Genomic DNA, 12,904 nt, shown 5'->3' on the forward strand with positions numbered 1-12,904 from the left:
TCCTCACAGGGCTTCGTGGACGGGCGTGAACAGGAAGTTCGTGGGCTGCAGCAGGCCCACCTTGTGGCCGCCACCCAGGACAGCGGCGGTGCCGATGCCGGCGAGCGGTGCGGTGTCCACGCCGAGGGATCCAAGCACGTGGACGGTGGCCGGCATCCGGGCGCGGTCGCCGCCGTCGGAAATCTTCACGGCAACTGCGCGGCCATCCGGCAGGCCTACCAGCTGCACACCTTCAAAGCCGTCCTTCGCCACGGCCCCCGGCAGTAGGCGCATCAGCTCTGTGACGTCCCGGCGCTCGCCCGCTACCATGTCAGGGTGTTGCCGCATGGCGAGTCCGACGGCGGCTTCCGCAAGCAGCGGGGCGGTGCCCCTGTTGTCGGAGGTGCTGGCTGCGGCAAGCGCTGTGGCAGCCGCTGCGGCGGCCGCGATGGTGCCGAAAGCGCGGGCCATGCCGCGGAGGGTGAGCGCGAAGAGCGGCGTCCCACAGCCGTCCGTGCTGCGGGACAAGGGCGTCTCGCCGGTCAGTTCGGTGACGGTGGCAGCGATCAGCTGCTGCAGCGGGTGGGCCGGGTTGAGATAACCCTCGACGGGCCAGCCGTTGATGACGCACGTGGCGGCCATCGCAGCGTGCTTGCCGGAGCAGTTCTGGGTCAGGCGCGTGGCGAGGAAGCCGTTGCGCAGCCAGTCCTCGCGCTCGCTGGCGCCATAGGGCAGGTCAGTGCTGTTCTCGAGGTCGCCTACGGCAAGCCCGTGCATGGCGAGAACCCGCTGGGTGCCGCCGCGGTGTTTGGCTCCGCCGGAGTGGCTCGCCGCGGTCAGGGCCAGGAGGTCGGCCGGGAGCTCCAGGCCCGCACGGACCATGGCCACCGCCTGCAGCGGCTTGAGCGCGGAGCGCGGGTAGAACGGTGCCAGGGGGTCGCCTGCCGCCGCCAGGATCGAGCCGTCAGGTGCGGTGGCGATGGCCGAGCCGTAGTGGACGCTTTCCACCAGTCCGTCACGGGTGGCCACCACCAGCGGGGCGTGCTGCGGGAGCAGTGGAGCAGTGTGGGCGTCAGAAAGCACAGGGGAGAGCATGGGTTCCTTGGCGGGTTACTTGGGCGGAGCTATTTGTTCAGGATGGAATCGAGCGCGGCACCCACGGCGTGCAGGTGCTCTGCCATGGCATGGCTGGCGCCGTCCGCGGAGCCTGCCTCGATGGCTGCCAGTATCTTTTCGTGTTCGGCATCTGAGGCGTGTTGCCGGTCGGCCACCATGTTGAGGGTTTCGGACTGGTGGGCCAAAGCTCCGCGGATCTCTCCGACGACGCTGGCGAACACCTTGTTGCCGCTGGCGCGTGCGATGAGGGCATGGAAACTGGAGTCGAGGGCAACCCAGGATTCAGGGTCCGTTTCCGTGCTCATGGCTGCGACGATGTGGCGGAGCGTCTCCAGTTCTTCACCGGTCCGGCGCTGGGCGGCGAGGCCGGCCGCGGGGACTTCGATATGGGGGCGCGCCTCGGTGAGGTCACGGGCGGAGTACTGTCCGAGCGTGAGGTCGCTGGCAACCTTGTCGGCCACCACGAAGGTGCCTTTGCCTGTCTTTGTCACGGTGAGCCCCAGGGCAGTACAGGACCGGAGGGCTTCCCGGATCACCGAACGGCTGACCCCGTACTGCTGCGCGAGGGACGCTTCGGAGCTAAGCTTCCCGCCCACGGCTGCAGTGCCGGACTCGATGTCGGAGCGGATGGCGTTAAAGACCGCCTCGGCAGCGCTGAGCCGGGCAAGCGGCTGGGCTCCGGGGAGCGATGCGCTGGCAGGAGGTGCAGGCTGTCCTGCTGTCGGGCTGTCTGACAGGTTCACACTTAAAATATGGCACGGGTCACACAGGGTGTCAATTCCCGCCGGTTCGGACAAAACGCGGCAGGCCCCGAAGCTCTGTAGAGAGCTTCAGGGCCTGCCGGGCATTCCGGTGTAGGTGCATTCAGTTCGTGCCGGCGTCTGAACTCAGCTGCCCGGCCGCGGATTCAGCCGCGGGGCGCAGAGGTGTCGTCCAGCTCCACCCCGAGCTTATGGAGGTCTCCGCTCTTGCGTTCCGCGAGGTATGCCTTCATTTCGCGCTTGATCACCGGCAGCAGCATGTATACGCCAAGCAGGTTGATGAACGCGCAGATGAACAGGGCGGCATCGGCGAAGTTCAGCACCTGGGTGAAGGTCAGCACAGTACCAACGACGGTGAAGAACAGGAAGACGCACTTATAAATGACTTCTGAGGCCTTGCTGCGCCCGAAGAGGTACTCCCAGGCTTTCAACCCGTAGTAAGACCAGGTGATGAGCGTGGAAAACGCGAACAAGGACACTGCGACGGCCAGGACCAGCGGGAACCAGGGGAGGACCGTGGCGAACGCATCGGAGGTGAGGATGACGCCGTCGGGCGCGCCGTCCCCGGCCTGCACCTGATCAATGCCTGCCTGGAGGCTCGGTGCTCCGGCAATGACAATGGCGAGGGCGGTCATGGTGCAGATGATGACGGTGTCCACGAGTGGCTCGAACATCGCAACGAACCCTTCGCTCACGGGACGGCGCGTCTTGACGGTGGAGTGGGCGATCGCCGCCGATCCCAGGCCGGCTTCATTGGAGAATGCCGCGCGCTGGAAGCCGACGATCATGACACCCACCAGGCCGCCTGCCATTCCGGAGGGGTTGAAGGCGCCCGTTATAATGGCGCTGAAGGCCGCCGGAACCTGGCCCAAATTCACGAAGATGACGAACAGGCAGGCCAGTACGTAAATAAATGCCATGGCCGGAACCAGCTTGCTGGTGGTGGCCCCGATGGACTTCATGCCACCCAGGATCACCGCGGCAACGAGGGATGCGAGGATGACTCCGAAGATGAGGGCAGCTCCGGCACCCCCAAGGAAGCCTTCATCGCCACCGGTGACGTTTCGCATCTGGGCGAACGTCTGGTTGGCCTGGAACATGTTTCCGCCGGCGATGCCGAAGATCAGGATGGAGACCGCAAAAATTCCGGTGAGGATCTTCCCGGGAACGGTGCCAAACTTTTGGAAAGCGACGGGGAGGTATTTGAACGGGCCGCCCGTTACGGTGCCGTCCTCATGCACTTGGCGGTACTTGACGCCGAGGGTGCACTCCGCGAATTTCGTTGCCATGCCCAGCAGGCCGGCCAGGATCATCCAGAACGTGGCGCCGGGACCGCCGAGTGCCATGGCCGCACCCACTCCGGCAATGTTTCCGAGGCCCACGGTCCCGGAGAGTGCAGAGGTAAGAGCCTGGAAATGGGGCACTTCTCCGGGATCGTGCTTGGACGAATAGCGGCCGCGGACCACTTCGTAGGAGACTTTCAGGCCGCGGAACTGGACGAGCCCCAGGTAGATGCTGATGATGATGCCGGCGGCGATCAGCCAGGCTACCACCGCCGGAAAGCTGATCTCGCCAATGGTGATCGGGAAGAAAACGATGGTGGAAAAAACCTCAGCCGCCGGGCGGAACACTGCATCTGTGGTTTCTTCAATGGAGGCCAGCCAGCCGGCCTCATCGGTAACGGTCATGGGCGCTGCTTGCATTAATTCAAGACTTCCTGGTTGGGGCTGGATTCTTGCCCGTTTCCCCTTGCGGCAGTTCTGCTGCCTAAGTCCCCGTGGGTTTGAGCAACAACTTGTGCGAACCAATCTATGTTAAGTACGTCACATTCTCGAATTCGGGCCCGCTCTAGAGCCTGCGCATAAGCTCCTCCCGCCCAGCTCCCTGAACCGGGCGGTACGATCGTGCCGGTGGATGCCTGTTCAGGGAGGCGAAGACGACGTAAGCTGCAGTTCCGGCAAGAAAACGGCACGATCGTACCTATTGGAGCGCCATGACTGAATCAATCACCGACAGATTGGCCAGGGAAGTCCGGGCCCGGCGCGCTGCTCTGGGCCTTTCCCAGCAGGACCTCTCGGCACTGGCCGGTGTCTCGGAACGCTTCGTCAGGTTTGTTGAGCAGGGCAAGCCAAGCATCCAGCTCAATTCCCTGCTTGCCGTACTGGACACGCTGGGCCTGGAGCTCCGGATTACCACCAGAACCGGTAAATCCGCCGGCTCGCTGGCAGGCCACGCCAGCGGCGAGGAAACACAACGATGAAGCACCGTATCGCCGATATCTACAAGGCGGGCGCCCTGGCCGCGCGGCTTGAAAGGCACGACGGCGGCACCCGGTTCAGCTACCTTCCGGCCTACCTCGCATCCGGGGGACCCGCCGTCGCCAGTTCCCTGCCGCTCACCGGGGCACCCGTCGATTCAGCGGCGGGGGCGGCGCCCCCCTATTTCACCGGCCTCCTGCCGGAAGGCCGACGGCTCAACGCACTGCGGCGGTCCATCAAGACCAGCGCCGACGACGACCTGTCCCTGCTGATCGCCGCCGGCGGGAACCCGGTGGGCGACGTCCAGATCGTAGGCCACGGCGAGGTGCTGGATCCAGACGAGCACGCTGTCCAGCTGGATCCCAAACTGCCGGTTGACTTCGACAAGTTGCTCGGCGACCCGGACCTGATCGACCCCGTGGCGCTGGCCGGGGTGCAGGACAAGTTGTCTGCCGGCATGATCTCGCTCCCTGTGGCAAGCGCCGGCAGGCGGTTCATCCTTAAACTCAACGCCCCCGAATTCCCGCATGTAGTGGAGAACGAGCTGGTGATGTTCCGCTACGCGGCCAGGCTGCGGATTCCGCTGAGCAGGGTCCGGCTGATCCGGGATATCGCGGGCAGGCCCGGGCTTCTGGTGGAACGCTTCGACAGGGTGCCCGTCTCCGGGGGCGGCCCCGACGACGTCCGGCGGCTGGCGGTGGAGGACGGGGCCCAGGTCCTGAAGCTTTACCCGGCGGACAAGTACAACGTGGCTTATGCGCAGGTTTGCCATGCACTCGCCGGCTACTGCTCGGCGCCTCTCCCGGCACTCCGGAACCTCGCCATCCAGGGGGCGTTTGCCTGGCTGAGCGGCAACGGGGACCTGCATGCCAAGAACGTTTCCATGGTCCAGCAGCCGCACGGGGAGTGGACCATCGCCCCGGTGTACGACATCCCCTCCACGGTGGTCTACGGGGACAAGACCCTTGCGCTGACCCTGAACGGGAAGCGGAGCGGGATCTCCCGACGCCACTTTCTGGGCTGGGCCACGGACTTGGGACTCACAGACCGTACGGCTGCGCAGGTGCTCGAGCTCGCCCTGAAAGCGTCAGGGCCCTTGATCACCGATCTGGAGGCCAGCACAGCGTTCGCGAGGCTCGGTGGGCCGGAGAGGAACGACGGCGGCGGACCACCGTTCCCTGACATGGTCACCAGGGCGTGGGTGAAGGAGCTCAAGCACCGCAGGCGCTTACTGGAAGGCTGAGGCACCGCGGTGACTGCCGCCCGCGTACGTGGCTAAAGGTGCTGGATGCCCGCCCGCTGCATGGCGTCCTTATAGACGTCGACGCTCTTCGCGAGGAGATCATCCTGTTTTGCTTCGGATACAGCAAAGGCCCGCCCGCCGAGCGCGCTGGCCTTGTAGATCTTGATGCCGCTGTTCTTCAGGGAAGAATGGTAGGTCTTCTCGAAGAGGGTGAGGAACGTGGAGGCGTCCGTGCCGTGTGCGATGACTGCGGAGACCCGGCGGTTGATCTTGAGGAACTGCCGGAAGGGTCGCAGGCCGTCAGTCTTCTCCTGGACGTTCAGCGCCGACGGAAGCTCCGGATCCCGCACCCAGGGGTACGCATTCCACGGCATCACGTAACGCGGATCAAGCTCGGCAAGTTCGTAAATCTGGGTGGCCCGGCGGGCGGCTTCGTCGTCATTGAAATGGGAGACGAACCCCGATTCGGTGCCCTTGCCCGGACTGACGTGCAGGCTGACGATCCGGCATTCGTCCTCGTCATGCACGGGGTCGATGTAGGGGACGACGGACCCTGGCTTCTTTTCCATCAGTTCATCGCAGAGTTGCGTTACCGCCGCGATGTTTGGTTCCTGTAGCAGGGCCTTTTTTTCGTCCCAGTCAATCGTCACGATCTCTCCCTCAGCAGCACGGCGTCCAGAAACAGGCGTCTGAACCCACTCTACGCTTTTGGACGTATAGGTGCGCAGTGCAAGTTTTCCTCGGACCGGCGCCGGTCCGGGTAACGTCATCATGATGAACAGGAAAACGCTCAAGTCCGACGGCTTTGCCGGCTTCCGGGCCTTCGACAGCCTCGAGATCATAAGGATTCCGCAGGGCACCGGGGTGTTCGCCGTTCTTCGGCCGAATGAGTTCGAGCCTCACTTCCTCAAGATCAGCACCGCCGGGACCTTCAAGAAAAAGAATCCCACCCTGCCTGCGGCAGCCATTCTGGCGGAATGGGTGGACGGCGCGGACATTCTCTACGTTGGCAAAGCCGGGCCGGGAAGCAAGGGCAACCGCGGCCTCCGGAACCAGATCAAGGAGTTCCTGGATTTTGGGCGGGGAAGGCCGCCGGGCCATTGGGACGGCCGGCTCATCTGGCAACTGACCCACACGGATGAACTCATCATGGCGTGGAAAGAGGTGCCCGCCGAAGAAGTCAACCAAGCCGAGGCCGCGTATCACGCAGCTTTTGTTGCGGACCATGGCCGGCTGCCGTTCGCGAATCTCGTGCAGGCCAAGGTGCGGAACTAGGCCAGGCCGCCGTCGTGCGTGAAGCGGCCAGCCAAGAGTGTTGCCGCAACCGGCATGGCGGCGAATTCGGCGTCCGGCGAGGCCAGCGGATCGGCGTCGAGCACCACCAGGTCCGCCCGGTCCCCAACCCCGATCCGGCTCCGGCCCCTTGCTGAAGCGGCAAGTGCTTGCCCCCGGCTGATGCATTCCTGGGGATGCCACGGCCCGCGGCCGTCCTGCCGGGACCTGGTACTGGCCGCCGACATCCCAGCCCACGGATCCAATGGCGCAACCGGGGCATCCGAACCCAGCGCCAGCGTGGCTCCGGCGTCGAGGAGCGATCTCAGCGGAAACGCCCGCCGGGTGCGGCCGCCCCAGTTGGACTCCGCGGCGTCGCGGTCATCCAGTGCATGCACCGGCTGCACGCTGGCCGTAACGCCCAGAGGCCCAAAACGGGCCAAATCCTCCGTCCGGACAAACTGCGCGTGTTCAATCCGGCCGCCGATCCCTGTGTGTTCGAAAGCATCCAGCGCCATCTGGTTGGCGCCATCCCCAATCGCATGGACCGCCGGGACAAAGCCGTATTCGTGTGCCCGCCGAAGCAGGGACACCAAGTCGTCAAAGCTGACAGTCAGGAGCCCGTGGCCGCCGTCGGGATACGGGTCCACGCAGAACGCCGTCCGGGTGTTCAGCGAACCGTCAATGAGCACCTTCAGCGGGCCGGCGCGCAGGCGCCCCAGGCCGCCGTCGAGCTCCATGCCTGTACGCATGCCGTCGCGGTGGGCCCGCTCCAGGTCCTCGGGGTAAACGCCGACGTCCACCCTCAGTGCGTTGAATCCATCGGCGATGCGTCGCAGCCAGACGTCGCGGTTCCAGGTCATCTCGAAATCAACGATGCCCACTATGCCCCGGGCTGCAGCCGCCCGAGCGGCATCGCGGACCCAGCCGTCCACCACTGAGTCCGGGAGCTTGCCCAACTCACGGGTCAGCGCAAAGGCAGGTTCCTCCCGGAGCAGGCCGCCGGTGTCAACCGCTACCCCATACCGCCGGGAGGCAGCGCTGTTCAGCCAGACACAATGAAGGTCGTGGCTGATCAGGGCGGTGGGCTGGTTGCCGGTGGCGGCGTCGAGCATTTCCAGAGTGGGGACGTCCGGCCACAAAGCGTCGCGGAAGCCCACCCCCACGGTGGTGACCGAAAGATCGGCGTCGTGAACATGAAGTCCGACGGCGGCCGCCGCTTCTTGCGCGGACGCGGCGGCGGAAAGGTCCGGCCTGTTTGAGTGCAGCGCCCACTGGGTCATGTGGACGTGTTCGTCCCAGAGCCCTGGAATGACGTAGCGCCCGTCCAGGCTGACCACGCGGGCGTCGCCCGGGATCCTGCCGCCGGCACTGATCCGGGATACGACACCATCAACGATGTGCAGGTCCGAGACGGTATCCTCGCCGGGCTGTCGGACGGAGGCCAGGATGAAGTTGTTCACGGTTCCAATTCTGATGGCTCGGCGGGCGGACAGCCTAAGTTGTGGAGCCCTTGAGCCGTTCCATCTCGCGGCGGTCCTTCTTGGTGGGACGCCCGGCACCGCGGTCCCGCTGCGGGAGGCCCAGCGCAGGTGCCACCGGCCGTGGCGGCGTGTGGTCGGTAAAACAATGCGACGCGGCCTCTGCCCCCACGCGTTTTGCGATCAGGCGGCGGACTTCGAGGGTGCGTTCGAAGCCGGACATCCGCACCGTGACGGTGTCTCCCGTGACCAGGGTGGCCGAGGCTTTGGCCGGGCTTCCGTTCAGCCGCACGTGCCCGGCCCGGCACGAAGCGGTGGCGGATGAGCGTGTCTTGTAGGCGCGGATGGCCCACAGCCACGCATCAATGCGGACGCTGGCGGGGGAGGACGGAAGGATGGTCATGGCTGGCACCGAGTATACGGCTTCGCGGGTCAGTCGCTGGTCAGCGGAAGGCTGATTTTCATGGTGGTTCCCTGGGGGCCCGTGCCGGCGATCTCAACGGTCCCACCTGCACGGGTCACCACATCGCGTACCAGGGCCAGTCCGATGCCGAAACTCCTGTGCCCAGGGGCCCCGTCCAGGCGGGGCGTCCGCACAAACCGTTCAAAGATTCTGTCCCGCTCGACGCCGGTGATCCCGTTCCCGGTATCGGTCACGGTGATCACGGCGCTGCGTGGGGTCCGTGCCGTAACAAGGGCGATCGTCCCTCCCGGCGGCGTATGTGCGAGGGCGTTATCCACCAGGGCAAGGATGGCCCGGCGGAGGCTGTTCGGATCGATTCGGGCCAGCGCCCGGTCCCCGCTGGTGACTTTCAGGCCGACGCCCGCTTCGTGGGCGATTTGGCGGAGGCTATCGGCAACCGATGCCGTAACCTCGGCGACGTCCACGGGTTCTGTGGGACTCTCGGCCGCGCTGCCCGTTGCGGCCAGGAGCAACTCGTTGACGATCGCTGTCAACGTTGAGGTGTCGTCCCGGATCCGTGCCAAGGCCTGGCCCGGTTTCGAATCAGGTGGCGCATCACGCTGGGCAAGCTGGATGCGTGCGTCCAGTATTGCCAATGGCGTGCGCAGTTCGTGGCTCGCGTCCTGCACGAACCGGCGCTGCAGGGCCATTGCCTCGCCTAAGGGGCGGATGGCGCTGCGGGCACTGAGCCAGCCGATCACGCCGGCAAGGACGATGCCCGCTGCCCCGACGATGACAAGGGCCTTGAGGAGATCTTTGTAGTCGAGGTAGGCGAGCTGGTTCATCAGGTATACAGCAGCGCCTGCAAGGAGGCAGAGGACCATCACCGCACAGGCCAGGGTGATCCGCACCGCGATCCTGAGCGACGCCTTGCGCAGAGTGGCCCGGTCCGGATCCGCGGCAACCGCAGTTTTCTCATTCATGGCCGTCCCCGATCTGGTAGCCCACGCCGTGGACCGTGCGGATCACGTTCTTTGAAATCTTGCGTCGAAGGTGGTGGACGTATGTATCGATAACGCTTGGCTGGTCGCTGGGAGGGAAAACGGCCCGGATGAGGTCGTCGCGGCTGAACACCCGGTCCGGCTCCGTAGCCAGGGCGGCCAGCAGGTCACACTCCTTCGTGGTCAGCGTTACCAGCGGTCCGTAGACGGATCGGACTGAGCGGGCGACGGCGTTCAGTTCCCAGTCGCCGATACCGACCGTTTGCGGCGCAGGGGTGTAGGTCCGGGTCAGGGCACGCAGGCGTGCGGCAAGCTCCCCGGCGTCGAAGGGTTTGGTCATGTAGTCGTTGGCGCCGGCGTCGAGGCCGCGGACTTTCTCATCCGTTCCCCCGAGTGCTGTAAGGATCAGGACCGGCGTCGAAATTCCCTTGTCCCGCAGCGCGGCAATGAGGGCAATGCCATCGAGGTCCGGCAGGCCGCGGTCGATCACGAGCACGTCCCAGGGTTCTCCGAGGCCTACGCTCAGGCCGGATTTCCCGTTGGTAACCAGCCTGATTCGGTAGTCGCCTTCCAGGAGCTCGGCGATAAGCGGCCCCAGGACCGGATCATCCTCGACCAGGAGCACGGACGGCCGGGCATCTGTTGTCATGGGGCTATTCTTCCGTGGCCAGCTCTTTCACGGGGTCTTCGCCCGCGCGTTCGCCGTCGGCGCTCCCCCGGTTCCGTCGGCGCTTGAGGAACTCGATGCCCCAGGGGATGACCGAGACCAGGACCATGGTGACGGCGATGAGGTCGATGTTGTTGGCGATGATGTCAAAGTGCCCCAGCCAAGACCCCAACAGGATCACGGACACAGACCAGGCCAGCACCACCGCGGAGCCGCCGTGCCGACGGAAGAACTCCTCCGTTTGGGCCAGGTGCGAGGACTTGAAGATCCGGGCGTCGTCTTTGAACCACCGGCACCCAAACTTCCGGCCAAGCGTGTACCCCACCTGGTCCCCGGCCACCGAGGCTGCTGCGACGACGCCGATCAGCACAGGAAGCGACACGTTCAGCTGCTGGTGGAGGAGGAGGCCGGCCGTGAACAGCAGCGAGTCTCCAGGCAGGAACGGGAACAGGACGCCGGATTCGATGAAGACCATCCCGGCGATGACGGCCAGGGCGGCCGGTCCGAGGCCGTGGAGCAGTCCCGCAGGATCGAGCGGTGAGGAAGCCGCGGCCGACGCCGCAACTGTGGCCAGTGCATGAAATGTCTGCATGACGCCCTTCTTAGGTCAGGAACCGCCGGGTTGCCGCGCTGCCTTGCAGCCGCCGCCAGGCGATGGGTGCGAGCCTGTTCCACAGCCCCGCCGTAAGGATCACGGCCATGCTGCCGGCAAGCAGCGAACCCACGACATCGGAGGGGTAGTGGACGCCGATGTACAGCCTGGACCACGCCACGACCACGGTCACCACAACACCACCAACGGCGGCGAATTTTGACCAGCGCGTCCCCCTGGCCAGGAAATACACTGCAAAGGCAAGAGTCACGGCGAAAGTAACGTGGCCGCTGGGGAAACTGTCGGGACCGATTTCCGGGGCCAACGGGTCGAACAGCAGGGTGGGATCGGGACGTTGTCTCTCGATCAGAAGCTTGAAAAGTTCGCTCGCCACCCACCCTGAGGACGCCATCAGACTGAACGCGACTGCGTTCACGGGCGCCCCGCGGGCCACCAACAGGAACAACGCGACGGCGCCGATCGCCAGCACCCCGGCCGCGGGACCGAAGAGCAGGTTCAGGGCCATGGCCGCACCGGTGAGCAGGGCCACGTGGTGCCGGCTGATGTCCTGATCTACGCCCAATTCGCCGGTGCTGGCACCGGGAATGAGCTGCACCGTCAGGCCAAGTGCGACGACGGCGGTGGCCAGGAGCAGCGCCGTCGCCAACCAATGCGGTGCTTGGGGCAGCACCAGGAGCCGGGTTTGGCGCTCCCGCCGACTGGCGTTTCCCTGATCCGCTGAAGGAGGACCCGCTGCTAACGCTCGGGTATGGATGGCGTCTGGCATCAAGGACTCCCGTTAGGCATCTGCAGGTGGCCAGTTAGCCGCCCGCAGACAACTCTGCCCCGCCTTCTTTAAGGAATCCTTAAGAACCCAGGACAGCGGGTGACTTCCGTGCAGTGTGGCGTCGCCGGCTTCGATCGCGGTGAGGGCGTCGTAGTGCCGGTGCACGCGAGAGGGCCTGCGGAGCTACAGCTGCCGAGGTTGCCGCAGCTCACCCCGCCCAGCCCGGAGTTTTTGTCCAGATAATGGGGCCGTTCGTGTGTTCTCCGGCCATTATCTGGACAAAAACTCCAGGGGAGCGGCGCTCCTAGGCTTCGCGGGTGGCGGGGGACTTGGTGTGCGCCGGATCGCGTTCGGCGAGTGAGCCGATGGCGTCGTCGATCTTCTTCATGGTCTCGGGCTCCAGGACCACACCCGCGGCGGCAACGCTGTCAGCGATCTGCTCAGGGCGGGACGCGCCCACAATGGCCGAGGCAACGTTCGGGTTCTGCAGCACCCAGGCCACCGCGAGCTGGGGCATGGAGAGGCCGGCTTCGGCGGCGATCGGCTTGAGGTCCTGGACACCGGCCAGGACGTCGTCACGCATCCAGCGCTCGATCATCCTGGCGCCGCCCTTGTCATCCGTGGCACGGCTGCCCGCCGGTGCAGGCTGGCCTGGCAGGTATTTGCCGCTCAGCACGCCCTGCCCCATCGGGGACCAGACAATCTGGGAGACACCTAACTCTTCGGATGCCGGCACCACCTCCGCCTCGATGACGCGCCACAGCATGTTGTACTGCGGCTGGTTGGAGATCAGCTGGAAGCCCAGTTCCTTGGACAGTGCGTGGCCGGCGCGGAGCTGCTCCGCCGTCCACTCGCTGACGCCGATGTACAACGCTTTGCCCTGCCGCACGATGTCTGCGAACGCCTGCATGGTCTCTTCCAGCGGCGTCTCGAAGTCGTACCGGTGGGCCTGGTAGAGGTCCACGTAGTCCGTCTGCAGCCTGCTGAGCGAGCCGTTGATGGACTCCATGATGTGCTTACGGGACAGGCCCAGATCATTTTTGCCCTTGGGCCCGGTGGGGCCGAAGACCTTCGTGAAGATCTCCAGGGACTCCCGGCGCTCGCCCTTCAGCGCCTCGCCGAGGACGGTTTCTGCGGCGGTATTGGCGTAGACGTCCGCGGTGTCAAAGGTGCTGATGCCGGCGTCGAGCGCGGCCCGCACGCACTGGGTGGCGACATCATTCTCCACCTGTGAGCCGTGCGTCAGCCAGTTGCCGAACGTGATTTCCGAGACTTTGAAGCCGCTGTTTCCGAGGTATCTGAATTCCATGGTTTCCACGTTAGCCGAGATAGTTGCTCAGGGTA

14 protein-coding genes are annotated in these 12,904 nt (G+C 65.3%); 3 read left to right on the forward strand and 11 right to left on the reverse strand.

From position 1 onward, the window contains the following. Positions 1–3 precede the first annotated feature (3 nt). From DAD99_RS09585 to DAD99_RS09595, 3 genes are all read right to left on the reverse strand, one after another. Complete coding sequence (locus tag DAD99_RS09585; protein WP_193341337.1) at positions 4–1,074, reverse strand: asparaginase; 1,071 nt, start codon at positions 1,072–1,074, stop codon at positions 4–6. Positions 1,075–1,103: 29 nt separating this feature from the next. Then, positions 1,104–1,838, reverse strand: a complete 735-nt coding sequence (locus tag DAD99_RS09590) for a FadR/GntR family transcriptional regulator (RefSeq protein WP_193341338.1) — start codon at positions 1,836–1,838, stop codon at positions 1,104–1,106. 164 nt (positions 1,839–2,002) lie between these two features. Continuing rightward, entirely contained in the window at positions 2,003–3,544 is a 1,542-nt protein-coding gene (locus DAD99_RS09595; RefSeq protein WP_227007843.1) for a sodium:alanine symporter family protein, read from the reverse strand. A gap of 305 nt (positions 3,545–3,849) precedes the next feature. On the opposite strand from DAD99_RS09595, the gene DAD99_RS09600 reads away from it, so the two are divergent. Both DAD99_RS09600 and DAD99_RS09605 read left to right on the forward strand, forming a co-directional pair. Then, positions 3,850–4,116, forward strand: coding sequence for a type II toxin-antitoxin system Y4mF family antitoxin (locus DAD99_RS09600; RefSeq protein ID WP_193341340.1), 267 nt, complete (start codon positions 3,850–3,852; stop codon positions 4,114–4,116). After that, positions 4,113–5,357 carry a type II toxin-antitoxin system HipA family toxin gene (locus DAD99_RS09605; protein WP_193341341.1) on the forward strand — a complete coding sequence of 415 codons (1,245 nt, stop codon included), beginning with the start codon at positions 4,113–4,115 and terminating at the stop codon, positions 5,355–5,357. Before DAD99_RS09600 ends, DAD99_RS09605 begins: the two co-directional genes overlap by 4 nt. A gap of 32 nt (positions 5,358–5,389) precedes the next feature. Here the strand turns inward: DAD99_RS09605 and DAD99_RS09610 are convergent, their stop codons facing one another. Further along, a complete protein-coding gene (locus DAD99_RS09610; protein ID WP_185261915.1) occupies positions 5,390–6,007 on the reverse strand; it encodes a uracil-DNA glycosylase in 618 nt (205 codons plus the stop codon). A gap of 121 nt (positions 6,008–6,128) precedes the next feature. On the opposite strand from DAD99_RS09610, the gene DAD99_RS09615 reads away from it, so the two are divergent. Further along, complete coding sequence (locus DAD99_RS09615) at positions 6,129–6,632, forward strand: hypothetical protein (RefSeq protein WP_227007844.1); 504 nt, start codon at positions 6,129–6,131, stop codon at positions 6,630–6,632. On the opposite strand, the gene DAD99_RS09620 is transcribed toward DAD99_RS09615, so the two are convergent. From DAD99_RS09620 to DAD99_RS09650, 7 genes are all read right to left on the reverse strand, one after another. Beyond that, positions 6,629–8,092 carry an amidohydrolase family protein gene (locus DAD99_RS09620; protein WP_193341342.1) on the reverse strand — a complete coding sequence of 488 codons (1,464 nt, stop codon included), beginning with the start codon at positions 8,090–8,092 and terminating at the stop codon, positions 6,629–6,631. The two genes, DAD99_RS09615 and DAD99_RS09620, sit on opposite strands and share 4 nt — an antisense overlap. A gap of 34 nt (positions 8,093–8,126) precedes the next feature. After that, entirely contained in the window at positions 8,127–8,513 is a 387-nt protein-coding gene (locus DAD99_RS09625; RefSeq protein ID WP_193341343.1) for an RNA-binding S4 domain-containing protein, read from the reverse strand. Between the two features lie 29 nt (positions 8,514–8,542). After that, the gene (locus DAD99_RS09630; RefSeq protein ID WP_193341344.1) at positions 8,543–9,496 is read right to left on the reverse strand and encodes a HAMP domain-containing sensor histidine kinase; all 954 of its coding nucleotides are present in this window, start codon (positions 9,494–9,496) and stop codon (positions 8,543–8,545) included. After that, positions 9,489–10,163 carry a response regulator transcription factor gene (locus DAD99_RS09635; protein ID WP_193341345.1) on the reverse strand — a complete coding sequence of 225 codons (675 nt, stop codon included), beginning with the start codon at positions 10,161–10,163 and terminating at the stop codon, positions 9,489–9,491. Before DAD99_RS09635 ends, DAD99_RS09630 begins: the two co-directional genes overlap by 8 nt. A 4-nt stretch (positions 10,164–10,167) precedes the next feature. Next, entirely contained in the window at positions 10,168–10,773 is a 606-nt protein-coding gene (locus DAD99_RS09640) for a DedA family protein (RefSeq protein ID WP_193341346.1), read from the reverse strand. Between the two features lie 10 nt (positions 10,774–10,783). After that, positions 10,784–11,464 (reverse strand): phosphatase PAP2 family protein, encoded by a 681-nt coding sequence (locus DAD99_RS09645; RefSeq protein WP_309233238.1) that lies wholly within the window; start codon positions 11,462–11,464, stop codon positions 10,784–10,786. A gap of 400 nt (positions 11,465–11,864) precedes the next feature. Further along, positions 11,865–12,869, reverse strand: a complete 1,005-nt coding sequence (locus DAD99_RS09650) for an aldo/keto reductase family protein (protein WP_193341348.1) — start codon at positions 12,867–12,869, stop codon at positions 11,865–11,867. Between the last annotated feature and the right edge of the window lie 35 nt (positions 12,870–12,904).

Source organism: Pseudarthrobacter sp. AB1, assembly GCF_014926485.1.
Classification (GTDB): Bacteria; Actinomycetota; Actinomycetes; order Actinomycetales; family Micrococcaceae; genus Arthrobacter.

Bases quoted from the DNA above. Each gene is read 5' to 3' on its own strand.
- DAD99_RS09640 (WP_193341346.1), bottom strand. From the start codon at position 10,773: ATGCAGACATTTCATGCACTGGCCACAGTTGCGGCGTCGGCCGCGGCT.
- DAD99_RS09605 (WP_193341341.1), top strand. From the start codon at position 4,113: ATGAAGCACCGTATCGCCGATATCTACAAGGCGGGCGCCCTGGCCGCG.
- DAD99_RS09635 (WP_193341345.1), bottom strand. From the start codon at position 10,163: ATGACAACAGATGCCCGGCCGTCCGTGCTCCTGGTCGAGGATGATCCG.
- DAD99_RS09615 (WP_227007844.1), top strand. From the start codon at position 6,129: ATGATGAACAGGAAAACGCTCAAGTCCGACGGCTTTGCCGGCTTCCGG.
- DAD99_RS09625 (WP_193341343.1), bottom strand. From the start codon at position 8,513: ATGACCATCCTTCCGTCCTCCCCCGCCAGCGTCCGCATTGATGCGTGG.
- DAD99_RS09630 (WP_193341344.1), bottom strand. From the start codon at position 9,496: ATGAATGAGAAAACTGCGGTTGCCGCGGATCCGGACCGGGCCACTCTG.
- DAD99_RS09585 (WP_193341337.1), bottom strand. From the start codon at position 1,074: ATGCTCTCCCCTGTGCTTTCTGACGCCCACACTGCTCCACTGCTCCCG.
- DAD99_RS09650 (WP_193341348.1), bottom strand. From the start codon at position 12,869: ATGGAATTCAGATACCTCGGAAACAGCGGCTTCAAAGTCTCGGAAATC.
- DAD99_RS09595 (WP_227007843.1), bottom strand. From the start codon at position 3,544: ATGACCGTTACCGATGAGGCCGGCTGGCTGGCCTCCATTGAAGAAACC.
- DAD99_RS09600 (WP_193341340.1), top strand. From the start codon at position 3,850: ATGACTGAATCAATCACCGACAGATTGGCCAGGGAAGTCCGGGCCCGG.